The 26,368-nt window shown below is 69.6% G+C and carries 25 protein-coding genes; 13 read left to right on the plus strand and 12 right to left on the minus strand.

All coding sequences use genetic code 11. The features are described from left to right. Positions 1 to 135 precede the first annotated feature (135 nt). The 6 genes from MBA17_RS10220 to amaB are packed head-to-tail and all read left to right on the plus strand — an operon-like array spanning position 136 to position 8,120. The gene (locus MBA17_RS10220; RefSeq protein WP_455432731.1) at positions 136 to 1,737 is read left to right on the plus strand and encodes an acetate--CoA ligase; all 1,602 of its coding nucleotides are present in this window, start codon (positions 136 to 138) and stop codon (positions 1,735 to 1,737) included. Between the two features lie 16 nt (positions 1,738 to 1,753). Further along, positions 1,754 to 2,815, plus strand: a complete 1,062-nt coding sequence (locus tag MBA17_RS10225) for a hypothetical protein (RefSeq protein WP_238496082.1) — start codon at positions 1,754 to 1,756, stop codon at positions 2,813 to 2,815. Positions 2,816 to 2,824: 9 nt separating this feature from the next. Further along, positions 2,825 to 4,204 carry an MFS transporter gene (locus MBA17_RS10230; RefSeq protein ID WP_238496083.1) on the plus strand — a complete coding sequence of 460 codons (1,380 nt, stop codon included), beginning with the start codon at positions 2,825 to 2,827 and terminating at the stop codon, positions 4,202 to 4,204. Beyond that, positions 4,194 to 4,976, plus strand: a complete 783-nt coding sequence (locus tag MBA17_RS10235; protein WP_238496084.1) for an enoyl-CoA hydratase/isomerase family protein — start codon at positions 4,194 to 4,196, stop codon at positions 4,974 to 4,976. The genes MBA17_RS10230 and MBA17_RS10235 overlap by 11 nt, the downstream gene beginning before the upstream one ends. Further along, positions 4,976 to 6,547 carry an AMP-binding protein gene (locus MBA17_RS10240; protein WP_238496086.1) on the plus strand — a complete coding sequence of 524 codons (1,572 nt, stop codon included), beginning with the start codon at positions 4,976 to 4,978 and terminating at the stop codon, positions 6,545 to 6,547. Before MBA17_RS10235 ends, MBA17_RS10240 begins: the two co-directional genes overlap by 1 nt. A gap of 52 nt (positions 6,548 to 6,599) precedes the next feature. Next, positions 6,600 to 8,120: an L-piperidine-6-carboxylate dehydrogenase gene (gene amaB, locus MBA17_RS10245; RefSeq protein ID WP_238496087.1), complete on the plus strand. Its 1,521-nt coding sequence runs from the start codon at positions 6,600 to 6,602 to the stop codon at positions 8,118 to 8,120. Between the two features lie 80 nt (positions 8,121 to 8,200). Here the strand turns inward: amaB and MBA17_RS10250 are convergent, their stop codons facing one another. Continuing rightward, positions 8,201 to 8,293 carry a VOC family protein gene (locus tag MBA17_RS10250; RefSeq protein WP_455432740.1) on the minus strand — a complete coding sequence of 31 codons (93 nt, stop codon included), beginning with the start codon at positions 8,291 to 8,293 and terminating at the stop codon, positions 8,201 to 8,203. 308 nt (positions 8,294 to 8,601) lie between these two features. On the opposite strand from MBA17_RS10250, the gene MBA17_RS10255 reads away from it, so the two are divergent. Continuing rightward, the gene (locus MBA17_RS10255) at positions 8,602 to 8,955 is read left to right on the plus strand and encodes a DMT family transporter (protein WP_238496088.1); all 354 of its coding nucleotides are present in this window, start codon (positions 8,602 to 8,604) and stop codon (positions 8,953 to 8,955) included. Between the two features lie 72 nt (positions 8,956 to 9,027). Beyond that, entirely contained in the window at positions 9,028 to 9,876 is an 849-nt protein-coding gene (locus MBA17_RS10260; protein ID WP_238496089.1) for a class I SAM-dependent methyltransferase, read from the plus strand. Between the two features lie 164 nt (positions 9,877 to 10,040). Here the strand turns inward: MBA17_RS10260 and MBA17_RS10265 are convergent, their stop codons facing one another. The 3 genes from MBA17_RS10265 to MBA17_RS10275 form a co-directional block, all read right to left on the minus strand. Next, entirely contained in the window at positions 10,041 to 10,283 is a 243-nt protein-coding gene (locus MBA17_RS10265; protein WP_238496090.1) for a hypothetical protein, read from the minus strand. 323 nt (positions 10,284 to 10,606) lie between these two features. Next, positions 10,607 to 11,014, minus strand: a complete 408-nt coding sequence (locus tag MBA17_RS10270) for a hypothetical protein (protein ID WP_238496091.1) — start codon at positions 11,012 to 11,014, stop codon at positions 10,607 to 10,609. An 81-nt stretch (positions 11,015 to 11,095) separates the two neighbouring features. Then, on the minus strand, positions 11,096 to 13,672 hold the full coding sequence (locus tag MBA17_RS10275) for an excinuclease ABC subunit UvrA (RefSeq protein ID WP_238496254.1): 2,577 nt from the start codon (positions 13,670 to 13,672) through the stop codon (positions 11,096 to 11,098). A gap of 243 nt (positions 13,673 to 13,915) precedes the next feature. Here MBA17_RS10275 and MBA17_RS10280 point away from each other — a divergent pair, with 243 nt between their 5' ends. Beyond that, positions 13,916 to 14,116, plus strand: a complete 201-nt coding sequence (locus tag MBA17_RS10280) for a hypothetical protein (RefSeq protein ID WP_238496092.1) — start codon at positions 13,916 to 13,918, stop codon at positions 14,114 to 14,116. 51 nt (positions 14,117 to 14,167) lie between these two features. Here the strand turns inward: MBA17_RS10280 and cydB are convergent, their stop codons facing one another. The 3 genes from cydB to MBA17_RS10295 all read right to left on the minus strand — a co-directional run bounded on the left by cydB (position 14,168) and on the right by MBA17_RS10295 (position 17,448). Continuing rightward, positions 14,168 to 15,166, minus strand: coding sequence for a cytochrome d ubiquinol oxidase subunit II (gene cydB / locus MBA17_RS10285; protein WP_238496093.1), 999 nt, complete (start codon positions 15,164 to 15,166; stop codon positions 14,168 to 14,170). Between the two features lie 37 nt (positions 15,167 to 15,203). Then, entirely contained in the window at positions 15,204 to 16,583 is a 1,380-nt protein-coding gene (locus MBA17_RS10290) for a cytochrome ubiquinol oxidase subunit I (protein WP_238496094.1), read from the minus strand. A 160-nt stretch (positions 16,584 to 16,743) separates the two neighbouring features. Continuing rightward, the gene (locus tag MBA17_RS10295) at positions 16,744 to 17,448 is read right to left on the minus strand and encodes an NAD(P)-dependent oxidoreductase (protein ID WP_238496095.1); all 705 of its coding nucleotides are present in this window, start codon (positions 17,446 to 17,448) and stop codon (positions 16,744 to 16,746) included. A gap of 88 nt (positions 17,449 to 17,536) precedes the next feature. Between MBA17_RS10295 and MBA17_RS10300 the strand changes: the two genes are divergently transcribed. Then, the gene (locus tag MBA17_RS10300) at positions 17,537 to 18,163 is read left to right on the plus strand and encodes a TetR/AcrR family transcriptional regulator (RefSeq protein ID WP_238496096.1); all 627 of its coding nucleotides are present in this window, start codon (positions 17,537 to 17,539) and stop codon (positions 18,161 to 18,163) included. 137 nt (positions 18,164 to 18,300) lie between these two features. On the opposite strand, the gene MBA17_RS10305 is transcribed toward MBA17_RS10300, so the two are convergent. Then, on the minus strand, positions 18,301 to 18,831 hold the full coding sequence (locus MBA17_RS10305) for a CGNR zinc finger domain-containing protein (RefSeq protein ID WP_238496097.1): 531 nt from the start codon (positions 18,829 to 18,831) through the stop codon (positions 18,301 to 18,303). A 73-nt stretch (positions 18,832 to 18,904) separates the two neighbouring features. Here MBA17_RS10305 and MBA17_RS10310 point away from each other — a divergent pair, with 73 nt between their 5' ends. After that, positions 18,905 to 19,726 (plus strand): alpha/beta fold hydrolase, encoded by an 822-nt coding sequence (locus tag MBA17_RS10310; RefSeq protein WP_238496098.1) that lies wholly within the window; start codon positions 18,905 to 18,907, stop codon positions 19,724 to 19,726. 90 nt (positions 19,727 to 19,816) lie between these two features. Further along, positions 19,817 to 20,785, plus strand: a complete 969-nt coding sequence (locus tag MBA17_RS10315) for a helix-turn-helix transcriptional regulator (RefSeq protein WP_238496100.1) — start codon at positions 19,817 to 19,819, stop codon at positions 20,783 to 20,785. A 34-nt stretch (positions 20,786 to 20,819) separates the two neighbouring features. Here MBA17_RS10315 and MBA17_RS10320 read toward each other — a convergent pair whose 3' ends face one another. Together MBA17_RS10320 and MBA17_RS10325 are read right to left on the minus strand one after the other, a co-directional pair. Beyond that, positions 20,820 to 22,064 carry a PP2C family protein-serine/threonine phosphatase gene (locus MBA17_RS10320; RefSeq protein WP_238496101.1) on the minus strand — a complete coding sequence of 415 codons (1,245 nt, stop codon included), beginning with the start codon at positions 22,062 to 22,064 and terminating at the stop codon, positions 20,820 to 20,822. 208 nt (positions 22,065 to 22,272) lie between these two features. Then, on the minus strand, positions 22,273 to 23,127 hold the full coding sequence (locus MBA17_RS10325) for an SGNH/GDSL hydrolase family protein (protein ID WP_238496102.1): 855 nt from the start codon (positions 23,125 to 23,127) through the stop codon (positions 22,273 to 22,275). 185 nt (positions 23,128 to 23,312) lie between these two features. On the opposite strand from MBA17_RS10325, the gene MBA17_RS10330 reads away from it, so the two are divergent. Further along, positions 23,313 to 24,542: an isochorismate synthase gene (locus MBA17_RS10330; protein ID WP_238496103.1), complete on the plus strand. Its 1,230-nt coding sequence runs from the start codon at positions 23,313 to 23,315 to the stop codon at positions 24,540 to 24,542. Between the two features lie 42 nt (positions 24,543 to 24,584). On the opposite strand, the gene MBA17_RS10335 is transcribed toward MBA17_RS10330, so the two are convergent. Together MBA17_RS10335 and MBA17_RS10340 are read right to left on the minus strand one after the other, a co-directional pair. Further along, complete coding sequence (locus MBA17_RS10335; RefSeq protein ID WP_238496104.1) at positions 24,585 to 25,229, minus strand: response regulator transcription factor; 645 nt, start codon at positions 25,227 to 25,229, stop codon at positions 24,585 to 24,587. Beyond that, positions 25,220 to 26,365, minus strand: coding sequence for a sensor histidine kinase (locus tag MBA17_RS10340; protein WP_238496105.1), 1,146 nt, complete (start codon positions 26,363 to 26,365; stop codon positions 25,220 to 25,222). Before MBA17_RS10340 ends, MBA17_RS10335 begins: the two co-directional genes overlap by 10 nt. Between the last annotated feature and the right edge of the window lie 3 nt (positions 26,366 to 26,368).

A 26,368-nucleotide genomic window follows, 5' to 3' on the forward strand; every position in this document is an offset into this window, starting at 1 on the left:
CCTCATGCGCAGCCCTGTTTACGATCGGCTTTACCGCCGTTCATCCAACGTATTCATGGCTGCTGTTTCGATAGGCGAGCGAGGAACCCCGCTCGGCGCCCATTCGGAAGTGGCCTCGCCGGAGCCTTTCCACCAATGGGCTCCTCCCCCAGCGCGTCAGGAAGCAACGTGGTTGATCTGTCGCTGTACAAAGAAATGCTCGCAGCTCACAAGTGGATCGTCCCCGACCGGTACAACGTGGCCGCCGACGTGGCGGATAAACATCCCCGAAACAAACTGGCAATGATCTGGACCGATGGCAGCGGCGACGATCGGCAGGTGTTGTGGGGAGAATTGCAGGACCTGACCAATCAGTTCGCGAACTGTTTCATCGAGAATGGGGTGGGCAAGGGCGACCGCGTCGCGATTCTGCTGCCACCCCTGCCGGAGGCCGCCGCCGCGATCATCGCGGTACTCAAGATCGGCGCCATCGGCGTTCCGATGGCGGCGTTGTGGAGCGACGACTCGCTCCGCTACCGGCTTACCGACGCCGGGGTGCGCCTGCTCGTCACCGACGCGAAGAACGCGGCCCGCGGACTTTCCGACTGCGCCGAGGCGACCCTCGTGGTCGACGGCCCGGAAACCGTGGAGCACTACCCCCGAACCGCCGAGACGGTCGACACCGCCGCCGACGACCCGGCACTGCTCTACTACACGTCGGGCTCGACCGGCAGGCCGAAGGGCGTGGTGTCCCCGCATCGCGGGCTGATCGGCCACAACGAGTTCGGCTACTGTCAGGACCTGCGCTCCGGCGAGATCTCGTACTGGATGGGCGACTGGGCCTGGGGCGTCTACAAGATCCTCGGGCCGTGGCGGCGCGGCGCCGTCAACCTGGTCTACGCCACCGATCGGCGCTACGACCCGGAGGGCCTGCTCGCCGCGCTGTCCAGGCACCAGGTCGGCAACATCTTCGTCAACCCCACCGGGCTGCGCCTGATGATGCGGCAGGTGCCGGACGCCGGTCGGCGGTTTCCGCAGGCGTTCCGCGTGTGCTGCAGCGCCAACGAACCGCTCGGCGAACGGGAGAGCGAGTGGTTCGCCGAGCAGTTCGGGATACCCGTGTTGCAGAACTACGGGATGACCGAGGCGTATCCGATGGCCGGGAACTTCCCCGGCGTGCCGGTGAAACCCGGGTCACTCGGGCTGCCCGTTCCCGGCTGGGATATTCGGGTGCTCGACGAGCACGAACGTGAACTTTCCGTGGGCGAGGTCGGTGAGATCTGCCTGCGGGCGCGCGACAATCCGCAATACCCGCTCGGTTACTGGAACATGCCGGAGGAGAGCGAGCGCGTTTTCGGCGGCACCTGGTTTCACACCGGAGACTGCGCATACGCCGACGAAGACGGCTACCTGTTCTATATCGGCCGCAACGACGACGTGATCAAATCTTCTGGATATCGGATCAGCCCGGGCGAGGTGGAGCGCGCCTGCACACTGCATCCCGGAGTAGCCGAGGCGGCGGTCATCGGCGTCCCCGACTCCGAACGCGGCCAGCGGGTGAAGGCGTTCGTTATTCCGGAGCCGGGAATTGCGCCGGGCGCCGAACTCGCCGATGAGATAAAGGACTTCGTACGGCGGGAGCATTCCGCGTTCGGATATCCCAAGTTGGTCGAGTTCGTGGACGAACTCCCCCGATCCCAGTCGGGAAAGATCAGCCGTGCTCCGTTGCGCAGCCGGCCACCCGGACGCGAGTACTGAGCCTGAAAGGAACTCCGTGAGCACAAGCAACACCGGCGAGCCGGCCGAACTGCGGGCGAGCTCGGCACTGTCCACCATGTTCTACAGCAAGGTGTTCTCCGCGCTGACCGCGATCACTTTCCGGGAGAAGGGCGAGGCCGCGGTCAACGACCTGTGGTTCCGGGTGCTGACCAGCCACCAGGGCGACCGGTACGCCGAGGGCCTGAAGAAGCTCGGCATCCACGAGGACCCTCCGGCTGTCGCGGCGGCCAAGTACCACTACTTCACGAACATCATCGGCGGCCTGGACATGGAGTACGCCGAGGAATCCCCCCGCAAGGTGTGGATCCGGTACCGCGCACCGATGTGGATGTACTCGGGCGTCGCGCTGATCGCCATGCCCGCGTCGATTCGCCGCACCGTGTTCAGCTCCTGGCACCCCCGGAACGGGCGTTACATGGGCTGCCCGCGGCTTGGTTACGTCGGCACGAAGTTCTCCATGGAGGGCGACCCCTACGACGAGGGCTACTTCATCGAGCACGACCACGAGCTCACCGAAGACGAGACGATGCGATTCGAGGTGGTGGCGCGCACGCCGGAGTTCGACCCGGCGCGGGCGCCCGTGCTAGATCCGGAGCTGTGGCCCGAGGCGCGGATTCTCAAGGCCCGCCCGAAGTTCTCCGCCGGCTATGTGCGTTCGACCGTGGAGTGCCTGTACGAGCGGTACGGCGCGCTGACGACTCACCAGCTCGTCCGATCCGCCATGCGCATGCTGGCCATCCAGCTCACCCCGGAGCTCACGGCAAAGGCCGGCGTCGAAGGGACGACCGTGGCCGACATCGCCGGATTCCACCACGCCCTGGTCAGCGCCACCCGTCGCGACGCCACCCTGGAACGCGTTGACGAGAGGACGTTCCGGCTGCTCGTGCGCTCCGCGAACCCCTTCGACGCGAGCCATCCCGCCGAGCTGAGATCCGCGTTCTTCGAGTTTCACAGCGCCGCCACGCGAATGCTCAACGGGCACGTGGCGAGCGATTTCACCATCCGCGACGGAGTGGACGTCTGGGAGTTCACCGACACCGGCCGTTGGCTTTGGTGAGGAGAGTCCATGACGCAGCGAGCAACATCCTCGAATTCGGGGCCGGTACGCGACCGCAAGATGGCCGCACGCGCACTGTCCGGGGTCGCGGTCGGCAACTTCGTCGAATGGTATGACTTCGCGGTCTACGCCTATTCCACCAAGGCGATAGCCACCCTGTTCTTCCCCGAAGGCGACCCGGTGACCGCCCTGCTCGGCACCCTGGCCATCTTCGGGGTGACCTTCCTGTCCCGCCCGGCCGGTGGCATCTTCTTCGGACGGATGGGCGATCGCATCGGCCGGCGCAACACGCTGTCCATCATCCTGCTGCTGATGGGGGCCGCCACCACGCTGATCGGGCTGCTGCCCACGTATGGCGGCATCGGTGTCGCCGCGCCGATCCTGCTCGCGGTCCTGCGATTGTGCCAGGGGTTCTCGGCGGGCGGTGAGTCGTCCGGCGGTGCGACCTTCCTCAGCGAGTACGCCCCGCCGAACCGGCGCGGCATGTGGTCCGGCCTGTCCAACAGCACGCAGACCCTCCCCTTCGCGGTGACCGCCCTCATGGTGCTGGCGATCAGCAGCACCATCTCCGAGGAGGCGTACCTGTCGTGGGGGTGGCGGGTCCCGTTCCTGCTCGCCGCGCCGTTCGCGCTGGTCGGCCTGTACGTCCGGCTGCGGCTGGAGGACACGCCGGTCTTCCGGTCGCTCGAAAGCACCGGCAAGGTGGAACACGCACCGGTGCGTCAGGTGCTGCGGAACTACATCCCGGAGCTAGTCACTCTGATCGGTGTCGCCTCGCTCAACGCGGTCGCGTTCTACACGATGTCCAGCTATATGAGCACGTATCTCAGCACCGTGGCCGGTCTGGACGAGACGACCGCGCTGTTCTCCAACGCGCTGGCCCTGTGCACGTACAGCGTGCTCATCCCGATCATGGGCCTGCTCGGGGACCGCATCGGGCGAAAACGGGTGATCCTCGCGGGTGCGCTCTCGCTCGCGGTGCTCGCCGTACCGGGCTATATGGTGGCCGGGTCCGGTGGGCTGGGGAGCGCGGTGCTCGGGCAGGTGATGCTGACCGTGCCGCTGGTCGCGGTGGCGTCGGTGGTGGCCGTCGCGCAGGCCGAGCTTTTCCCCGCGGCGATCCGCTACACCGGCGCGGCCCTGGGATACAACATCGCGTACGCCGTGTTCGGCGGCACCGCGCCGTTCATCGGCCAATACCTCGTCAACCAGACGGGTTCCGACATCTCGCCCGCCTACTACCTGATCGTGCTGGCGCTCGTCGCGTTGGTGCCCATCCTCCGCCTGCCCGAGACCTCGCGCGTTTCCATGCTGCGCGGGGACAACTCGGAGATTCGAGTCGACAGGGCGGTTCCCGCACGCTTGAAAGGAACCGAGCATGACCGATGACAACGTCCTCGTACGGCACATCGACGGCGTCGCCGTACTCACCCTGAACCGCCCCGAGTCGTTGAACGCGTGGGACATGGCCATGCAGGACAAGGTCCGCCGCCGGTTCGCCGAGTTCGGCGCGGACGAGCGCACCAGGGCCGTCGTCATCACCGGCGCCGGTGACCGCGCGTTCTGCGCCGGCCAGGACCTCGCCGAGACGGCCGAGTTCGGGCCGGAGAACGTGGACACGTGGCTGGACAACTTCCGCTCGCTCTACCGCGCCATCCTCGAGATCGACAAGCCGGTGGTCGCCGCGCTCAACGGCGTCGCCGCCGGCTCCGGCTACCAGCTCAGCATGCTGTGCGACGTGCGGGTGGCCCACCCAGGGGTGCGGATGGGCCAGACCGAGGTGTCGTCCGGAATCCCCAGCGTCACCGGGATGTACCTGACCATGCGCGCCCTCGGCACCTCGCGGACCCTCGAACTGATGTTGTCCGGCCGGCTCATGGACATCGACGAGCTGCGGCAGGTGGGCCTGGTGCATCACGTGGTCGCCGAGGGTGACGTGCTGGACACCGCCGTCAAGGTGGGGGCGCAGCTCGGCGAGCAGCCCAGTGTGGCCGTGGCGCTGACCAAGCAGCGGTACCGCGACCTGATCACACCCGGGCTCTGGGAGGCGTTCGAGGCGGCACGGGCCATCGACCAGAAGGCCTGGGCCTCCGGGCAACCGCAGCAGGTGATGCGCGAGTTCTTCACCGCGAGGAAGCAGAAGTCCAGGGAGCAGAGGTAATGCCCGACGGCGAAGCCCCTGCGGACTGGCAGGAGATCATCACCGGCGCGGCCGTCCCCGAACTGCTCGCGCGCGCGGCCGGGGACCGGCCGGACTCGCGCTACTGCGTCTTCGGCGGCGCCGAGCTGACCCTCGGCGAACTCGCCGACCAGGTGCGAACCGGGGCCGCGCGGCTGGCCGCGCTGGGCGTACGGCCGGGCGATCGGGTGGCTGTGCTGCTGCCCAACCACCCGGACCACATCGCGGTGATCCTTGCGCTCATCACGCTGCGCGCCACCTGGCTGCCGATCAATCCCCGATTGCGTGGCGCGGCGCTCGAACACGTGCTGCGGGACGGCGAACCCGGGCTCGTGCTGGTGGACCGCTCCTACGCCGACCGGCTGACCGGCGTGCTGCCCGAGCCGCCGCCGCCGGTGATCACCCGGGCCCGTGCGGGCGAGCGCGTCGATCTGCGCTGGCTCGGCGACGCCCCGGCGGCCGCGCCGGCCCTGCCGGCCGCCGGGCCGGACGACGTGGTCGGCCTGATCTACACCTCGGGTACCACCGGCCCGGCCAAAGGCGTGCGGGTGACCGACCGCATGCTGCGTGCCGCGGCCCTCGGCGCGCTGTTCACCACCGCTCCGCGGGACGGGGACGTCTACTTCCTGTGGGAGCCGCTGTGCCACATCGGCGGCGCGCAGATGCTGTTCGTCCCGTTACTCCGGCCGGTCTCGCTCGCCGTCGTCGAGCGGTTCTCGGTCTCGCGGTTCTGGGACCAGGTGCGGGATTCCGGCGCCACGCACGTGCACCAGCTCGGCGGGATCCTGCGGATGCTCCTCGGCAGGCCGCCTTCGGAGGCGGAGTTCTCCCACCGGGTACGGCTGGCCTGGGGCGGCGGGGTCACCACGGAGACCTGGCTGGAGGCCGAGCGGCGGTTCGGCGTGCGGATCGCCGAATGCTACGGGCAGACCGAAGCGTCAAGTTTCCTCTCGGTGAACACCACCGGTCCGCACGCCGGCGTCGGCCGGGTCCTGCCGTACCTGCGAGCCGCGATCCACGACGAGCACGGCGCCGAGGTCCCGGCCGGTGAACCCGGGGAGATCGTGGTGCGCTCGGCCGGGCTGCCCATCGTGACACCCGGCTACTTCCATGACGAGGCGCAGACCCGTGCCGCGCGACGCGACGGCTGGTGGCGCACGGGCGATCTCGGGCGCCTCGACCAGCACGGCAACCTCCACTTCATCGGCAGGGCGTCCGATTCCGTGCGCAGACGCGGCGAGAACGTATCCGCCTGGGAGGTCGAGACGGTGCTCAACACGCATCCCGCGGTGGCGGAGAGCGCGATGATCGGTGTCGCGGCCGAGGTCGGCGAGCAGGACATCAAGGTATTCATCCGGCTCGCGGGCGACACGACGCTGGACGTCGCGGAGCTGCTCTACTGGTGCCGGGAACGCCTCGCCGACTTCCAGGTGCCGCGCTATGTCGAGATCGTGGACGACTTCCCGCGAACGCCGAGCGAACGGGTGATCAAGAGCAAGCTCTCGCCGTCCGTGGCGCACTGCTTCGACGCGACCTCGTCGACGACCCCGTGAGACCCGCTGAGATCACCGCCCTTGGCCTTTCCCCCACCTCTCAGGAGCGATCATGACGACCACCGACGACCTGCGAGCCGGCGCCCGTACGGCACTGCGGCACTGCGGGGTCGACCTCGCGGCCATCGACGGCGACCTGCTGACCGCCCGCACCCCGGTGACGGGGGAAACGCTGTTCCGGATCGGCGGATCGACCGCCGACGACGTGGACGGGGCCGTGGCCGCCGCTCATGCGGCGTTCCTCCACTGGCGGACCACTCCGGCCCCGGTTCGTGGCGCCCTGGTCAAACGGCTGGGCGAGCTGATCGGCGAGTTCCGCGACGATCTCGCCGAGCTGGTGGCCATCGAGGCGGGGAAGATCCGTTCCGAGGCCCTGGGCGAGGTCCAGGAGATGATCGACGTCTGCGAATTCGCCGTCGGCCTGTCCCGCCAGCTTTACGGGCGCACCATGCCGTCGGAACGCCCCGGGCACCGCCTGATGGAGACCTGGCACCCGCTGGGCGTCGTCGGCGTCATCAGCGCGTTCAACTTTCCGGTCGCCGTCTGGTCGTGGAACACCGCGATCGCCCTCACCTGCGGTGACACCGTGGTCTGGAAGCCTTCGGAGCTCACCCCGCTGACGGCGCTGGCGTGCGCCGCCCTGCTCGATCGGGCCATCGCGGACACCGGCGCCCCGCCGAAGGTGCACCAGGTGCTGCTCGGCGACGCAGCGGTGGGCGAGCGGCTGGTGGACTCCCCGTCGGTGGCGCTGGTCAGTGCCACCGGCTCGACACGTATGGGGCGTGCCGTGGGGCCGCGGGTGGCCGCCCGCTTCGGCCGGAGCATCCTGGAACTGGGCGGCAACAACGCCGCTGTGGTGACCGCGTCGGCGGACCTGGATCTCGCGGTCAACGCCATCGTCTTCGCGGCGGCTGGCACCGCCGGGCAGCGGTGCACCACCATGCGGCGCCTCATCGTCCACGAAGACGTCGCCGACGAGCTGATCGCCAGACTCACCGCGGCCTACCAGCGCCTGCTGGTCGGCGACCCCTTCGACGGCGCGACGCTCGTCGGACCGCTGATCAACGAGGCCGCCCTCGTCCGGATGCGGCAGGCGCTGGCCCGCGCGACGGAGGAGGGCGGAAAGGTGCTGGTGGGTGGTGACCGCGAGCTCGCCGACACCTCGCCGAACGCCTGCTACGTACGGCCTGCGCTGGTCCGCATGCCCGCGCAGACCGGCATCGTGCGCGAGGAGACGTTCGCCCCGATCCTCTACGTCCTGACGTACTCCGAGCTGGACGAGGCCATCGCACTGCACAACGGCGTGCCCCAGGGCCTGTCATCCGGGATCTTCACCCGTGACCAGCGTGAGGCCGAGCGATTCCTGGCCGCCGACGGCGCCGACTGCGGCATCGTCAACGTCAACGCCGGCACGTCAGGCGCGGAGATCGGCGGCGCCTTCGGTGGCGAGAAGGAAACCGGCGGCGGCCGCGAGTCCGGCTCGGACTCGTGGCGTGCGTACATGAGGCGGGCCACCAACACGATCAACTACTCCGAGCAGGTGGTCCTGGCCCAGGACGTGGACTTCCTGTGACGGCCGCCACCGTCGATCGGATGGGTCGGCGTCGCCGAGCTGCAGCCGGTACCGGCCCGGCGCCACCTCCTCGCCGTCGATCAATTCTGCGGTGCCAGGGTGCGCAGGACGCAGAACTCGTTGCCCTCGGGGTCTGCCATGACCACCCAGTTTCGGTCTGAGCCCTGGCCCACATCCGTCTTGGTGGCGCCGAGGCCGAGCAATCTACCTCGTCCTCGGTGCTGCCGTCGATCAGGCTGACGTCGAGGTGAAGCCGGTTCTTCGGCCGGTTACGAGAAGATCTTCACCGACAAGGCCGGCGGCAAGCTCGCCCGCCGACCCGAACTCGACAAGGCCCTCCTCATCGTCCGCGAGGGCGACCAACTCGTGGTGACCAGACTCGACTCCCAGCCATCGCTTCCAGCGATCGAGTTGATCGGAAACAATCGCTTTTCACGATGGCGCCTGGCTCCTAGCGTGGCTGGCATGACAGTGACCACCGTTGCACCGACAAAAGCTCGAAGCCCTCTCCCTGCTCGCCGGGGCCGCCCTGGCGATCGTCTACGTCGCCCGGGGCTCGACCTACCTCGCGATCCGGATCATGGACGAGGAGATGCCGCCCCTCGTGAGCGCCGGTGTCCGCTTCCTGACGGCTGGCCTGCTGGTGGGCGGGGCGCTGGCGGGGCGTGGCGGTCTGGGTCGACTGGCCGTGACCCGTCGGCAGCTGCTGGGGTGCGCGCAGATCAGGCTCTTGCTGCTCGTGATGGGCCTGGTGACACCTGGTGGCTGGCGGACCTCCCGCCGGAAACAGTGCGCTGGACCAGATGCGAGGCGTACTCCGCGAAGGGCCCGATAGAGCCTTGAGACATCGCCATCCACACGACCGACCACCATGTCGAATCGGTATCGAGAGGATCCGGTGACAGTGATGTCCGACCAGCAGGGTACCCAGATGCGGCCGAACTCCGAGCCGACCGCGGGTGAGCACGGGACCAGGCAGACCGACCTGTTCGACTACGACGCGGAGTTGCGTCTGCACAACGAACTCTTCCGTGCCGCTGCCCGCGTCGGCTCGCGCGACCGTGTGCTCGACATCGGCTGTGGTACGGGGCAGCCCACGCGCGAGGCCGCCCGCGCCGCCGTCAACGGAAGCGTGGTAGGCGTCGACCTCTCTGCACCAATGCTCGAACGGGCCCGTCAGCTCAGTGACGACCAGGGACTGCCCAACATTACTTACCAGCAGGCGAACGCCCAGGTTCACCGCTTCCCCTCGACACATTTCGACCTTTGTATCAGCAGGTTCGGAGCGATGTTCTTCGCCGACCCCGTCGCCGCGTTCACCAATATCGGGCGCGCTCTGCGCCCCGCAGCGCGCCTCGTGCTGCTGGTCTGGCAAGACCGCGACCGCAATGAATGGGCCTCCGCGATCCGCCAGAGCCTCACCGCCGCAACGGCCACGCCCGCCCCTCCCACCGGTGGTCCAGGCCCGTTCTCACTCGCCGATCCGACCACCACGCAAGGCATCCTGGCGGCGGCAGGCTTCACGCAAATCAGCTTCACCGACGTGCACGAGCCCGTCTTCTACGGCCCGGACACCGCCACCGCCTTCGATAACGTGCTCCGCCTACGGGAATACAACGACCTGCTTGCCAACCTCGACACCGCGACAGCCGAGCAAGCACGCACGCGGCTACGCGCCACCCTCGCCGCCCACAACACCGACAGCGGCGTGTACTTCGACTCGCGTGCCTGGATCATCACAGCGCGCCGTCACTGACCACCGCACCCAATCTGACCCAACCCCAAGTACTAATGAGTCACCCGTCCGCACCGGGTCGAACCCGGCGCTCTCCGCCTCTTTCGCGAAGTCGAGCACCTCGGCGATGAGGGTGCCGTTGAGGAGTGCTTCTCGGGCGGGCGGGAACACTCCGATTTTCGGTGTCATGAGCGGCCCCTGGATCCGGCCGCCGCTGCGGCGGCGGTGAGCGCGGCCTGGGCCTGGGGAAGGTCGATGAAGGTGTCCTTGCGTTCGACCAGTCCGTTGTCGTCGAGCGTGACCACGTCGAGGCAGTCGAAGCGGATCGGGCGTCGATCGCCGTCCGGGTCGGTGAGAACGGCGGTGAGCGCCCAGTCGAGAACCCAGTGGCGGTCACCGACGATGACCCGGTAGATGTCGAACCCCATCTCCGGCCACTGGAGCCGCCTCCACGTGCGAGGAGAGCCCGACGCCGTCCAAGCCACGAGAGAGCTCTTCGGACTCAACCGCTAGACCAGCAACCCCACCCACATCGCCATGGGCTTCTCCAGCTCCGTCGACCGAATATCGCTGCTGGATGGCCGCTCGTGCTCGCCTTCGTGGCCGACCCGGCCTTGGGAGGGTTCCTCATCACCTTCTCGGCGAGCATGACGAGCGGGTACGCCAGGCGTTCGCGGCTGTCCGCCGGAGGAACGCCGACGCACTGGTCGTAACCGGTGGCGGCGACTTTCTTCATTGCCACCGGGACCCGTTATGGACGCCCGCCAGGATCCTCCGGAGGTCCGGCCAGCCGTCCGATGGGGGCGACCACGCTCCGGGTCCGAGGGCACGACCACACCGCGGTTCCGCCCTCGACGGCGGCGGACAGCGGATGGGAGTCCGGGTGAGCCGGGCACTGCGGCCACACCGCGGACAGTCCTTCCGACCACAACGCCTCGACCGCCCACTCCTGGACCTGGTCCGCCAGCCCGGCGATCTGTTCGGCACCACCACCAGAGGGCGCTGAGACGCCGCGCCCGGATCCATCGGGTGCGTAGAGCCAGACGAAGGGCTCCTCCCAGCTCCGCACCTCGCCCTCGCGGACATCGGGCTGTACGGCGCAGTGCGAGCGCACGTCCCGGAGCACGACATCGAGAGCCGCGGAGAGGTCCTTGTCCACCCGGCGATCATCCCAGCGAACGGCTGCCCGCGATGCTGGAGGTGTGCGATGCAGGACGTGACGCAAGACGCGCCCCGCCCCTCAGCGGCGCGCGCCTTCCCGCACTTCCAGGAGCGGCAGGCCCGCCGCGTACCGCCGGAGGAAACCGGCGGTCGGGGTGTCCGCGGTCGCGACGGCGTCCGGGGGGCCTTCCGCGACCACCGCACCCCCGTCCGGACCGGCTCCCGGCCCCAGGTCGATCACCCAGTCCGCGGACGCGGCGACGGGGATGTCATGTTCGGCCACGACGACGGTGTTGCCCGAGTCGAGCAACACATCGAGCGCATCCACCACACGCTGGATGTCAGACGGGTGCAGGCCCGAGACGGGTTCGTCGAGAACGACGAGGCCGGCCTTGCGGCCCGCGGCGCCGCGCTGGATCGCGGACGCCAGCTTCAGCCGCTGCGCCTCGCCGCCGGACAACTCTGTGGCGCTCTGGCCGAGCTGGAGATAGCCAAGCCCGACCTGGTTCAAGGCTCCCAGGGTTTCCGCGAGTTGCCGGGGTGCGGAGAACCGCTCCACAGCCTCGGCGACGGTCAGCTCCAGCACCTGATCGATGGCCAACCCCTGATACCTGATTTCCAAGGCCTCCGGCTTGTAGCGCCGACCCTCGCACGCGTCGCAGACCACCCACACATCCGGCAGGAAGTGCATGTCGACCAGCTTGCGGCCATAACCGGTGCAGGTTTCGCAGCGGCCGCCACCCGCGGTGTTGAAGCTGAACCAGGAGGCATTGACCCCGCGTCCGCGCGCCACGTCGGTTGCGGCGAACAGCTTGCGGACAATGTCGAACGCCTTGCTGTAGGTGGCCGGGTTGGACCGCGGCGTCCGCCCGAGCGGTTCCTGATCGACGACGGCGACCCAGTCGAACCCCTCGAGGCCGGTCACCTGTCGCACCGTGTCGGTCGTCGTCCCGTTCAGGGCGGCCTCCACGCTCGCCGCGAGCGCGCCGAGCAGGCTGCTCTTGCCGCTGCCGCTCACCCCGGTCAGGCAGGTGAGCCGACCGGCGGGGAAACGCACCAGGTCCGCGGTCACGTTGTGCGCACGCAGGCCGTGCAGCTCCACCCAGCCGGTGTCATCCCCGGCCGGGCGGCGGGTCCGGCGTAGCCGCGGCCCCTCACCGGCCAGATAGCGTCCGGTCAGCGACGTCGGGTGGGCGGCCGCGTCGGCGGGCGGCCCCGACACCAGGATCTCACCGCCGAGGCGGCCCGCGCCGGGCCCCATATCGATCACCCAGTCGGCCCGGGCGATCAGTTCAGGGTCGTGCTCGACCAGGAGCACCGTGTTGCCTGCCTTGCGCAGCTCCAGGGCGATGTCGAGCAGGTGTGCCTTGTCCGCCGGATGCAGTCCGGTCCCGGGCTCGTCCAGGACGAAGATGATGCCGCTCAGCTCGGTGCTGAGCTGCGCGGCGAGCCGGGTCCGCTGCAACTCACCCCCGGACAGCGTCGCCGCGCTCCGGGACAGCTGGAGGTGGGCCAGGCCGAGCCGGTCGAGGATCCCGAGCCTGCGGCCCAGGTCCTGCAGCAGCGGCTCACCCACTTCGCGCTGCCGGGCGTCCAGGTCGTCCGCCACGCGCTTCGCCCAGCTGCGCACCTCCCGTACTTCCACCTCGAGCAGGTCGGGATAGGTCAGCCCGCCGAGCCGCACGGACCGGGCCACCTGGTCGTACCCGCTGCCGCCGCAGGTGCCGCACGGCTGCTTGCGCATGTACGGCAGGTAGCGCTGCTTGGCGCTGGAGGTCTGGGCGTTCACGAACACCCGCTCCACCTCGGCGAGCGCGCCCCGCAGCGGCTGGCTCGAGGTGTAGGTCACCAGAGCCGTCTCGTTCTTGTTCGTCATGTCGATGGTCGCCTCGATCTTTTCGTCGCCCGTGCCGTACAGCACGCAGTGACGGAACTCCTCAGGCAGCGACTGCCACGGCCGATCGAGGTCCACGCCACGCTTCTCGGCGAGCGCCGGTACGAACGCGTGCTCCCCCGACCGCCACTTCGCGTACCAGGGCGAGGCCCCCTCGAAGAGCGGAAGGTCCGGATGGGTGATGACCAGGCCCTCCTGCGCCTGCCAGCGCCCGCCCACCCCGTGGCAGTCCGCACAGCTCCCTTCCGGCGTATTGCGGTCGAAATGAGCGGTCGTCAGATGCCCGTCTCCACGCTCCGCCGCCGGGTCCGCGCCGATCCCCGGAAGGCGCGAGTACAGCAGCCCCAGATGCCCGTCGATGCCGGTGATCGTCGCGACCGTGGACCGGGGGTTGCGGTTCAGCCGGCGCTGGTCGACCGCGAGCGTCGCGCCGAGTCCCAGGATGCGGTCGACCTTCGGCCGATTGCGCTGGGTGATGTACTGCCGCACGAACGGCGAAAGCCCCTCCAGATACCGCAGCTGGGCCTCGTTGTGCAGGGTGTCGATGGCCAGCGAGGTCTTGCCGCTGCCACTCACCCCGGTGAAGGCGACGAGTCGCCCCTTGGGGATGCTCACCGACACGTCCCGCAGATTGTTGGTACGAGCCCCCACCACCTCGATGGCCTCGCACCCCATACTCGCGACGTCCCGTACGAACGCAGTCAACCTTCGTCCACCCTCTCGCAACACAGCAGAACATGGGCGGACAGGCGCCCCACCCATGCCGAGCAACCGATCACGCCACTACGCGGCGGCCGCTCGTCACAACGGCGCTGGGCGGCCGCTTCCCCAGATCTCTCAGCACGTGGCCGGTCTTGATGCGGCCCGTGCCGCAGATCGGTGCCGACCGGCGAACCCATGATCGCTCTAAAACCTGACGTCTTGTGTCCTGTTTTTCATCCGTCCTGCGGACGCCGCCGGGCCTTCGGCACGCACCGGTCGGCGCCGGCGGGCCTGGGCAGTTCCATGCATCTCGGTGCTGATCCGGCGCCGACCCCGGTGTACGACACGGCCCTGTTCGGTCTGGCCTGGGGCGCGCCGGCGGGCTTCGGCCACGCCGTCGCGGCAGGCGTCGACCCGGCCGACTTCGCGGCGGTGGCGACGGGGCACATGCCGTTCGTCACCTCGCTGATGGCCGGCCACCGGCATCGCGCCGTCCTCGGATGAACTGCTTTCCGGACGGAGATCGGAGAAATCGGCCCCGGCGTATGCGGCGAGTCAGTGGTGCGGAGTGTCGCCGACTCCGATCCTGCGGCGGAAGACCCAGTAGGTCCAGCTCTGGTAGAGCAGCACCAGGGGCAGGAAGATCACCGCGACCCAGGTCATGATGCCGAGGGTCTTCGGTGTGGCGGCCGCGTTCTCCACGGTCAGACTGTAGGCCGGGTCGATCGTGGACGGGAGGACGTCGGGGTGGAGGACGGCGAACAGGCTGATCACCACCATCCCGATGCCGACGGCCGACAGGAGGAACGCCCAGCCGTCACGACCCTTGACGAGCACGCCGAGCGCGGCGGCGAAGGAGAGGACGGCGAGCGCGGCCAGCACCGCGGTGCCCGGTGTCCCGCCCTCGAACTGCGTCCAGGTCAAGAAGGCCACCGCGAGCACGGCCGCCGCCACCCCCGACCGCAGCGCGAGCACGGCCGCGCGCCGGCTGATCTCCCCGATGGTCTTCAACGCCAGGAAGACGGCGCCGTGCGCGACGAACAGCGTCAGCGTCGTCAGCCCGCCCAGCAGCGCGTACGGGTTGAGCAGATCCCAGAACGTGCCGACGTACTCGTGCTCGGAGTCGAGTTTCACGCCCCGCACGATGTTGGCGAACGCGATCCCCCACAGCAGCGCGGGCATGAACGAGCCGAACACGATGGCCACGTCCCACCGCCGTCGCCATCTCGCCGAGTCCCGTTTGGCGCGATACTCGAAGGCCACCCCGCGCAGGATCAACGCCACCAGGATCAGCAGCAGCGGCAGGTAGAACCCGCTGAACAGCGACGCGTACCACTCCGGGAAAGCGGCGAACGTCGCGCCCCCCGCAGTGATCAGCCACACCTCGTTGCCGTCCCAGACCGGGCCGATCGTGCCGAGCACCACCCGGCGTTCCGGCTCGTCCCTGGCCAGGACCGGCAGCAGCATGCCGACTCCGAAGTCGAACCCCTCCAGGACGAAGTAGCCGACCCACAGGACGGTGATCGCCACGAACCAGACGTCGGTGAGCTCCACTGGCCGGTCCTTCCTAATAGGCGAACTAGTAGGCGAACTAGTAGGCGAACGACGTCGTGCCGTCGTCGCGCGGCTCGTCGTCGCCGGCGGACGGCGGGGCCGCCCTGCCGTACTTGATCATGAGGCCGACCTCGACCAGGGCCAGCACGCCGTACACGAGGGTGAAGACGATCAGCGAGGTGAGCACCGTACCCGCGCCGACGCTGGGCGAGACGCCGTCGGCGGTCATCATCTGGCTGAACACGATCCACGGTTGCCTGGCCGTCTCGGTGAAGATCCATCCGAAGCTGTGCGCGAGGAAGGGCAGCACGACCGACCAGACCGCCAATCGCCAGATCCGGCTGCTGCCGCGTACCATCCCGCCGCGGGTCAGCCAGAGCAGGGCGAGCGCCACGAGTGCGGCGAGCATGCCGAAGCCGATCATCAGCCGGAAGCCCCAGTAGGCGAGCGGGATGTAGGGGCGGTAGTCGCCGGGGCCGTACTTCTGCTCGTACGCCGCCTGGAGGTCGTTGATGCCCTCCACCCTGCCGTTGAGCGAGCCGGTGGCGAGGTACGACAGCAGGTGCGGGACCTCCAGCCGGAAGATCGGTTTGGTGCCGTCGAGGGTGCCGATCGTGAAGAGCGAGAACGGCGCCGGCTGCCGGGTCTCGTAGAGCGCCTCGGCGGCGGCCATCTTCATCGGCTGCGTCTGGGTCATGATCTTGCCGAGGACATCGCCGGAGATGAGACCGCCACCCGCGCCGATCAGCACCGCGGCCACGCCGAGCCGGAGCGAAGGGCGGAAGACGTCGGTGTCCCTCCTTCTGGCCAGGTGCCAGGAGGAGACGGCCATGAGGATCACCCCACCGGCCAGCCAGCAGCCGAAGATGGTGTGCGGGAAGGTGGCCAGCAGGACCTTGTTGGTCAGCACGGCGCCGAAGTCGGCCAGTTCGGCTCGCCCGTTGAGCGTGAAACCGACCGGCCACTGCATGAACGAGTTGGCGGCCAGGATGAAGTAGGCGGACACCATCGTGCCGATCGCGACCACCCAGATGCAGGCGAGGTGGACCATCTTCGGCAGCCGGTCCCAGCCGAAGATCCACAGGCCCAGGAACGTGGACTCGAGGAAGAACGCCACCAGGGCCTCCAGCGCGAGCGGGGCGCCGAAGACGTCGCCGACGAACCTGGAATAGGTGCTCCAGTTCATCCCAAATTGGAACTCTTGTACGATCCCCGTCACCACGCCCATGGCGAAGTTGATCAGGAAGAGGGTGCCCCAGAACTTGGTGGCACGCAGGTAGGCCGCCTTGCCGGTGCGCACCCAGGCCGTGTTCAGGATCGCCACCAGCAGCGACATCCCGATGGTGACGGGCACGAACAGGAAGTGGTAGACGGTGGTAACCCCGAACTGCCACCGAGCGAGATCCAAGGCGTCCATATGACGACTTTAGGTATCCGATCGTTCGCACATTGTCACAACACGCCTGGCCGCTCCGATCAGCACCTCGGCTTGGCGGCTCTTCGTCCCCTCCGACCACCTCGCCGGCGACCTCGGCACCGAGGAGCCCTCGGCCGCTGTGGACGCCGACCGCGTGCCCTCACGCGGTACCGCCGCCGATACGGAGCGCTTCCTTCAGAAACACGCGGTAGATGCTCGGCGTGCCCTCGGTGGTGATGACCTCGACGATGGAGCGGACGTTGCTACCGTCGACGGCCTCGCGAATGAGCGCGTCCGCCAGGTCGCGACGTGCGGTGAACCGGCCGACCATCTGCGGCGGGCCGACGGTGTAGTCGGTGACCGCGCCGCCGTCGAACAGTCCCGAGGGGCGGATGACGGTCCAGTCGAGGTCGGTACGGGCCACGATCTCCTCCATACGGCCGGCATCCTCGTACAGCGGACGCCCCATCCTGATGAGCAGCGGCATGATCACCTTGCGATAGATGAGGGTCTCGCCGGTCGGGGGTTCCATCGGCACGCCGGTCGAGGTCACGCAGACCAGGCGCCGGATGCCGTGTGCGGCCATGGCTTCGATGATGTTCTCAGCGGACTCGGAGAACATGGTGGCGGCCTCGGAGCCGTAGGGGACACCGAGCGTAGAGATCACCGCGTCATGCCCGGCCACCGCCCGATCCACCGCCTCGGGGTCCAGGGCGTCCGCCTTCACGACGTCCAGCACGGGATCGCTGATGGGGAACGTCTCCGGATGCCGAGTGACGGCGGTGACGGTGTGGCCCTCGGCGAGCGCCTGGGCGGTGGCGAGCCGCCCTGTCGGGCCGTTGGCCCCAAAGATCACGAGTCTCATGTGCTTGCCTCCAGCTAGCTTTGCGTCGTGACATCTGCTTTTGACGCACCCTATATTGATTATAAGTAGCGTAAACCCATGGGGGATCATGAACGAGGAACGAGGGCAGCGTCGCTACGACTCGCTGCGCCGTACCACCCAGGCGCTGGCGACCCGAGCCGAGATCGCCCGCGCCGCCCGCAGGCTCTTCCTCGCCCGAGGGTGGGCGGAGACGACGGTGCGCGACGTGGCACGCGAGGCCGGCGTGTCCGTGCCGACGGTCTACTCGACATACGGGAACAAAATCGGGCTGACCCGGGCCCTGGCCGACTCGGCCGACCTGCACGGCGACGCGCCGCGGATGCTGGCCGAGCTGGAAGACTCCGCAGCGGATCCGTCGCGGCAGTTGAGCGCGATGGCCGGCTTCGACCGCCGGCTGTACGAGCGCGCGGGCGACATCATCGTGCTCCTGCGGGAGGCGGGCCGCACCGAGCCGGACCTGGCCACGGTGTACCACGATGGTCGCCGCCGCGGCGACGAGACCCGCGTCCAGGTGTTCTCCTCCTGGCCGGACGAGACCCTGCGCGCCGGGCTGGACGTGGAGACCGCCGTCGACGTCTACGCGGCCATCTGCACCATCGACGTCTACACCACCCTCACCGCCGAGCGCGGGTGGTCACCCGATCGCGTCGAGCGATGGTGGGGCGACGTCCTGGTCCGTGAACTGCTGAGCTGAGTTATCGGCTCGTCTGGTCTGTTCCAGCTCCTGCGCACACGGGCTCCGTCCGGGTTGGGCGCGCTTCGGGCACCCGTCGCGACCGGGGGCTCGACGGGGGTCCTCCGTTCGCGGGCCCGCGCTCGGCCGCGGCCGTGTCAGCTCGGGTCGGCGCGGGCCCGATAAGCCCGCATCTTGTGGCGGGAGCCGCAGATGTCCATGTCGCACCAGAGGCCGTTACCCGAGGGGGCCCGGTCGTAGAAGACCCACCGGCACTCGGGGGCGGCGCATGCCTTGAGCCGGCCGCCCTGACCGGTCAGGCCGTGCGCGAGCAGTGCGGCGAGGACGGCGCAGATGAGATCGGCGGCCGGGTCGCCGACGGCCGGCCGGATCGCGAGGGTGCCGTCGGGGCCGATGGCCGGCGGGCCGGCGACGGCCTGGATCAAGGCGTTGACGTTCCGGATCGCCTCGGGGTCCGTCCGGTCCGCGATGAAGGCCCGGATGGTCTCGCGGGCGGCCACGAGGGCCTCCAGCTCGGGCTGTCCGAGGGACGCCTGTCCGGAGTGCGCCGCCAGCCAGGCGGCGGCGGTGTCCGGCCGCGCGAGGACGTCTTCGCCGTGGAGATGTGTCGCCGTGTTGCAGAAGTCCTCGACCACTGCGAGTTCCTCGGGTGCCGGTTTCCGCCGCATGCCTGCCACGTTACCAGCAATCGGCTTTAGCTGGTAACGTCCGATGGGAACCGACCACCAAGGAGGCTGTGAGATGACCTGGGACCTGCGAGAAGAGTTCGAGACACCCGGCGGCGTCGTGCGATGGGCGTCGTTCGGAGCCGGCGATCCCGTCGTTCTCCTGCACGGCTCGCCGTTCTCGTCCTTCATCTGGCGTGACATCGCTCCGGCGCTCTCCCGGACGCGGAAGGTCTACGTCTGGGACATGCTCGGCTACGGCCAGTCGGACAAACACGACGGGCAGGACGTCGGCCTGGCCGCCCAGGGCAGGCTCTTCGCACGGCTGCTCGCGCACTGGGGACTGTCCGAGCCCAGCGTCGTCGGGCACGACTTCGGCGGGGCGGTGGCACTCCGCGCGCTCCTGCTGGAGGGAGCGAGATACCGGGATCTCACCCTCGTCGACGCCGTGAGCGGCGGCGAGTGGGGGACGGGCTTCTTCCGGCTCATCAGGGAGAACGCCGACATCTTCCGGCAACTCCCGGAATACGCCCACGAGGCGCTGGTCGCGAGCCACCTCCGGCTCGCCAGTCACAACGGCTACGAGCCCGGCGTGCTCGATGCCTACCTCGCGCCGTGGCGCGGTCCCGCCGGACAGGCGGCGTTCTACCGCCAGTACCGCCACGCCGAGCAGGCCCAGACGGAGGAGTTCGAGGCCCTGCTGGGTGGAATCACCATTCCGACCCGGATCATCTGGGGCCGCGAGGACCGCCTCATGCCGCCCGAGTTCGCCGAACTGCTCCACAGCCGGATCCCGCACGCCGAACTCCACTGGGTGGACGACGCGGGCCACGTCATCCAGCACGACGCCCCGGCCCAGCTGCTGTCCCACCTGACCAGAGAATTCGAACCCGTCTGACGGCGACCGCACGCCGGCTTCGCCCGAAGCGGCCGGCCATGAGGGCGATCGCGGTCAGCTGCTGTCCGCGATCGGTGCGAGAGTCGTCTCATGTTGGAAACCTCGGCCCGGCTGCTCCGGTTGCTGGGTCTGCTGCAGGCCCACCGCGACTGGCCGGGATCGGCCCTGGCCGAACGCCTCGGGGTCAGTCCCCGGACCGTACGGCGCGACGTCGGCAAACTGCGGGCCCTGGGTTATCCGGTCGACGCCGTCGCCGGCGTCGGCGGTGGCTACCAGCTGGGCACGGGTGCCGCACTGCCGCCGTTGCTGCTGGACGACGACGAGGCGGTCGCGATCGCGGTCGGGTTGCGGACGGCGGCCGGCGGCGCGGTCACGGGCATCGCCGAAACCTCCGTACGGGCGCTGGCCAAGCTGGAACAGGTGCTGCCCTCGCGGCTGCGCCACCAGGTCGGCACGCTCAGCTCTGCCATGGTGACCATGCCGATGCTCGGCCCGACGGTCGATCCGGCGACGCTGACCGCGATCGCCTCGGCGGCGCGCGACCACCGGCGGCTGCGCTTCGACTACATCGCGCACAACGGTACGGCGAGCGTGCGGGACGTGGAGCCCTACCGGCTGATCCAGAACGGACGGCGGTGGTACCTGTTCGCCTGGGACGTCGGAAGGTCGGACTGGCGGAGATTCCGCGTCGACAGGTTGTCCACGCGCATCCCCACCGGCCCCCGGTTCAGCCCGAGGCCGCTCCCCGCGGCGGACCTGGCCGCCCACTTCGCCATGGGCGTGACCACGGATCTCTACCGCTACCAGGCGGTGCTCACCATGCACGGCTCGGCCAGGGAGGTGGCCGACGAGGTTCCTCCCACGATCGGCGTGGTGGAACCCGTCAGCGAGGACACCTGCACCCTGCGCATCGGCTCGGACAGCCTCGACCAGCTCGCGGTGTGGGTCGCCGCGTTCGGTTTCGAGTTCGAGATCCACGAGCCGCCCGAGCTGGCAGAACACCTCCGGACGCTGACCGCGCGCCTGCAGCGGGCCGCCGGGACCGCAACCGGATCATGAGCGGAGGGGAGCGGCGCCTGACCCGGCCGGGCTGTCACAGGGTGAGCTGGTGGTGGCGCTGGCTGTGCCATTCGACCATCAGCACCGTGGCGTCGTCCTGCAGCCGGCCCTCCTGGTAGGAAAGGATCGTGTTGATCAGCCGGCGCAGGGTCTCCGGGGCGGCGAGTCCGTCGGCCTCCCGGCGGATGATGAAGTCGGTGAACCGGTCCAGCCCGAACCGCTCCCCGCCGGGGCTTTCCGCCTCGATGATGCCGTCGGTGTAGAGCAGCAGCCGATCGCCTGGTTCGAGCTGGTATCGAGCCAGAGGTTCCGACAGTCCCATCCGGAACCCCATCGGCGGATTGGGCGGCGTGTCCAGGATGGCGACCTGATGGCCGTCACGGAGGATCAGCGGCGGGTAATGCCCCCGGTTGACCCAGGTCAGCCGCCCGCTCCGGGTGTGCAGGTAGGCCATGATGCCGGTGGCGAACCGGACGTCGGTGAACTGCCTGTCGATCTCCTCGTCGATGGCCTCGCTGGCGGCGAGAAGATCCGTTCCCTGGAGCCGGGTGTTGCGGCAGGTCCCTATGGCGATGGTGGCGGTGAGCCCGGCGGAGATGTCGTGCCCCATCGCGTCGAAGATCGACAGATACAGCCGGTCGCCGTCGATCGCGTACTCGTACGCGTCCCCGCCCACCTCGTAGGCCGGTTCCATCGCGGCGCTCACCACCACCCTGTCGTCGGCGAAGGTGCCGGACGGCAGCACCGCCCACAACATCTCGGCGGACAGGTCCATCGGCCGGGTGCGCACGGCCCGCGAATAGCTGTCGCTGAAGCGACGCTTGCTGACCACCAGCAGGGCGATCAGGGCGGCGAGCCGTGTCACCGACCACATGACCTTCTCGTCACCGGCGGACGCCGTCACGCCGAGCACGCCGACCCGCTCGGTGCCGTCGAGCAGCGGGACCCACAGCCGCCGTGGCCCCGCCCCGGACACGGGCTCGGCGGACTCGCTCTGGGAGGGTTCACCGGCGAGCGTCGACGCGACCTCGACGTTGCGGAAGGCCCGCCCCGCCAAGGTCGCGTCGATCCGAAGCGTGGGAAGCGCCTCCCCGGAGTCGTCCCGCTGACCGGGCAACGGCACGAGGAACTGCCCTTGAAGGTCGGCCGCATAGATCTCGCACTTCGAGAGACCGGCCAGCCGGGCATGGATCCCGACCAGGGCGGGCACGTCCTCCAGTGAGGCCAGGTGGCTGTCGTGCAACAGCTCGCCGAGCATCCGCGCCTCCGGATCGGACATGGCGCACTCCTGCCTGCTCTACGGCGTCCCCGTGGTCTTCCCGCGGGTTCGCCCGAATCACGCGAGCCGGGCTTGAGCCCTGTGATACGCCTACCCACACCTGTGTCAGGGCAAGCGGCCGCAGCGTTTCTTTGCCCTGCTCACGGGCGTCCACCCGACACCGTGGGGGGAGTCGCCGGAACGATCAGCGGGGAGCCCGCCGTCACGCTCAGGTGAGCGGCACCGGCAACGGCCAGTCGTGCAGCGCGGCGGCGGTACGCGAGGCGATCGCCCGCTGCCCGGTGACGTTGGGATGGAAGAAATCCCACTTGCTGATGTGGCTCAGGGTGAAGGGATAGGTGAAGAGCGCGTTGCCGTCGAACCGGCAGGCCACGCCGTACCCCTTGCAGGCGTCGGCCAGCGCGTCGTTGTAGGCGATGACGCGCGCCCGCACGCGGTCTCGCCTGGCCTGGTCCGCCCGCGCCGTGGAGGTGGGCCGGGCCAGCATCGCCTGGCAGATCCTGCCCACCGACCAGAACGTCCTGGCGAACGCGTTGTCCTTGCCGACCCGCCACAGCCGCTTGATGTCGGGGATGCTGGCGATGAACACCCTGGCCTGCGGCGCGCCCGTGCGGAGCAGGTCGAGCGCCCTGCCGATGTTCCTGCGGTAGGCGGCGACCGGGGTCATCCCCGCCTCGTCGTCGACGCAGGCGTCCTGCGCGCCGATCAGGATGGTGACGTAGTCGGCGTGCCGCTCGATCGCCTCCCGCACCTGTACGGCCAGCTCCGCGCTGGTCGCGCCCGGTTTGGCCAGGTTCAGGTTGTGGCCGGAGATCTGCCCGTCCGCCCGGCGCAGGCGCAGGTAGTGGCTGTCGACATCGGCGTGGTCACCCGCCGACCAGGATCGGGAGGTGCACTTGACGTACCACCCGCAGGCGTTGAACCCGGCGCTGATCGAGTCGCCGAGCGCGGCCATGACCCCCGGCGGCCAGATCGAGGCCGAAGCCGAGGCCTGGCCGGGGACCAGGCAGACCGCCGAGACGAGGGCCGCACCCGCCAGAGCGGTGACCGACGCGCGAACCATGGCACCTCCGCATGAGATCACTCCTGGCTCGCTTGTATCACTGTGCAGCGCAATCGTGACCACATGTAACCGAGTGCCTTGGTTTCCTTGACAAGCTATTGCACCTGTGCTGCTCAGCGCGTTGCCCGTCCGTCAAGTCGGGGCCGCCTTTCGAACACGTTCAGTTTCCACCTAGAGTGGGCCGGGTGAGTGTCACGCTCGGATTGACCCGTCCCCTCATGGTCCGCACGACGGCCGTCGCCGATCCAGGTGACCTGCTCGCCCGTCTGCCGGAGACCGCACCCTACGCCTGGATCAGGCACGGCGAGGGCATGGTCGGCTGGGGAGAGGCGGCCCGCGTCGCCGTCCCGCCCGGTCCCGGCCGGTTCGCGTGGGCGCGCGAGTGGGCCGGGCGCATCCTGGGCGAGGCCCGGGTCCGCGACGAGGTGCGGGTGCCGGGTTCCGGCCCGGTCGCCTTCGGCTCCTTCACCTTCGACGCCGACTCCCCCGGTTCGGTGCTGGTGGTGCCCCAGGTGGTGCTGGCCAGACGCGGCGGGCGGGCCTGGCTGACCACCGTCGGCGACGCCCCGCCCGGCGTCGTGACCCCGCCGCGCGATCCCGGTCCGATCTTCTACGGCGACGGCGGCCTGACCGCGCCGGAGTGGCAGCACGCCGTCGCCGAGGCCGTGACCAGGATCAACCGCGGCGACCTGGAGAAGATCGTGCTCGCCCGCGACCTCACCGCGATCGCCGAGCACCCGATCGACGTGCGCCTGCTGCTGTCCCGGCTGAGCCGCCGCTACCCCGAGTGCTACGCGTTCTCCTGCGCCGGGCTCGTCGGCGCGACCCCCGAGTTGCTCGTCCGGCGCACGGGGGAGGACATCGAGTCGCTGGTGCTGGCCGGGACCATCGCGCGCGGCTCCTCGCCGGCGGACGACGCCGCCCGTGGCGCCAGCCTGTTCGCCTCGCAGAAGGACCGCCACGAGCACGCCTGCGCGGTGGAGTCGGTCCGCGACGCCCTCGGCCCGCTCTGCAAGGAGCTGACCGTGCCGGGCGAACCCGAACTCCTGGTGCTGTCCAACGTGCAGCATCTCGCCAGCCCGGTCAGCGGCCGGTTGTCCGACGGGGCCTCGGTGCTCGACGTGGTGGCCGCCATGCATCCGACCGCCGCCGTCGGCGGCACCCCCACCGGCCGGGCCACCAGGCTCATCCGCGAACTGGAGGGCATGGACCGCGGCGGCTACGCCGGGCCGGTCGGCTGGATCGACGCGCGCGGCGACGGCGAGTGGGGCATCGCGCTGCGCTGCGGCTCGATCGAGGGCAACCGGGCCCGCCTGTTCGCCGGCTGCGGCATCATGGGCGACTCCGACCCCGCCGCCGAACTCGCCGAGGCCCAGGCGAAACTCCGCGTCATGCAGTACGCGCTGGAGGGCTAGCACCGATCGTCCGCGGGTCACGACCCCTGGTACCGGTCCGCGTCAGGAGCCGAGATAACGCAGTACGGCCAGCACGCGGCGGCTGTAACCCTCGGCGGAGGAGAGTTCCAGCTTGTCGAAGATCGCGTTGACGTGCTTCTCCACCGCGCTCTGCGACACGTGCAGCCGCGCGGCGACGGACGCGTTGGTACGCCCCTCGGCCATCAGCCCGAGCACCTCGCCCTCACGCGGCGTCAGCCTGCTCAGCGGGTCGACGTGGGTGGTGCGCGCCAGCAGTTGCCGGACCACCTCCGGATCGAAGGCCGCTCCCCCGCCGCCCACCCGTTCCAGCGCCTCCAGGAACTCCCCGACCCGCATGACACGGTCCTTCAGCAGGTAACCCACTCCCCCGCGCTCGGCCGTCAGCAGTTCCGTCGCGTACCGCTTCTCGACGTACTGCGACAGCACCAGCACCGGGATGCCCGGTCGGCTGCGGCGGATCTCCAGCGCGGCGCGCAGACCCTCGTCGGTGTGCGTGGGCGGCATCCGCACGTCCACCACCACGATGTCGGGCGTCTGCTCGCCCACCGCCGCCAGCAGCGCGTCCGCGTCGCCCACCGCCGCGAGGACCTGATGGCCCTCCTCGGCCAGCAGGCGCACCAGCCCTTCGCGCAGCAGCGTGGAGTCCTCGGCAAGGATCACCCGCATGGCAGCTCCACGGTGATCTCGGTGGGGCCGCCGGCCGGGCTGTCGACGGCGAACCGGCCGTCCACCGCCGCCACCCTGCGGGCCAGGCCGGACAGGCCGCCGCCGAGCGGGTCGGCACCGCCTCTGCCGTCGTCATGGATGCGCACGACGATCATTGTGCCCGGTGCGGTGATGCTGACGGTGATCCGCCCGGCGCCGGAGTGCTTGGCCGCGTTGGTGACGGTCTCGCACACCACGAAGTAGACGGCCGTCTCGACGTGCGTGGGCAGCCGTTCGGCCAGGCCGTACGTGATGCGCACGGGCACGGCGGACCGCTCGGCCACGGCGGCGAGCGCGTCGCGCAGGCCGAGGGTGTCCAGGGCCGTCGGGTAGACGCGCCAGGCCACCTCCCGCAGCTCGCGCAGCACTTCGGCCGACGCCTCGTGGGCCTGTTCGAGGAGGGCGGAGTCGCCCTGGCGACGTGCCCTGCCCAGCAGCATGCCGAGTGCGACGAGCCGTTGCTGGACCCCGTCGTGCAGGTCGCGTTCGATGCGCCGCCGCTCCTGGTCGACGGCCGCCACGACTCCGGCCCTGGTGTCGGACAGTTCGGTGATGCGCCGCTGGAGCAGTTCGGTGGGGCTGGGGCCGAGGATCCGGGTGGCCAGCCGGCGCTCCAGGCCGGCGACCCCGGCGATGCCGGTCAGGTTGAGGTAGAGCAGCACCAGGCCGGGGGCGAGCACCCACAGGATGGTCTGGGTGGTGACTCCACCGGCGTCCTCCAGCAACGCCCATGGGAATCCTGTGGCCCACGCGAGCACCATCGACATCATCACCACCAGTCCGAGCACGAGCAGGGACAACACGGCGAAGCCGAGCAGCCCCACGCCGCAGTGCGAGATGAGGTAACGCAGGGCCCGTCCGCCGTCGTAGTCGGCCGCGATCTCCCGGTTGAGGTACCGCGCCAGGCGGCGCCGGTCCCAGCCGGCCAGCAGGCGGGCGCCGGCGTGCACCCGCCCGACTACGGCGGCGCGGGGGCGCGGCCAGGCCAGCACGGGAAGGATCGCCAGGCCGGAACCGAGGAGGAAACCGATCGACACGAAGGCGGTCACCGTGCCGAGGGCGAGCCCGGCGCCGACCAGCGCCCATCGCCGCAGCACCGC

The organism is Dolomitihabitans soli, from assembly GCF_022213955.1.
GTDB classification, from domain to species: domain Bacteria; phylum Actinomycetota; class Actinomycetes; order Streptosporangiales; family Streptosporangiaceae; genus Streptosporangium_A; species Streptosporangium_A soli.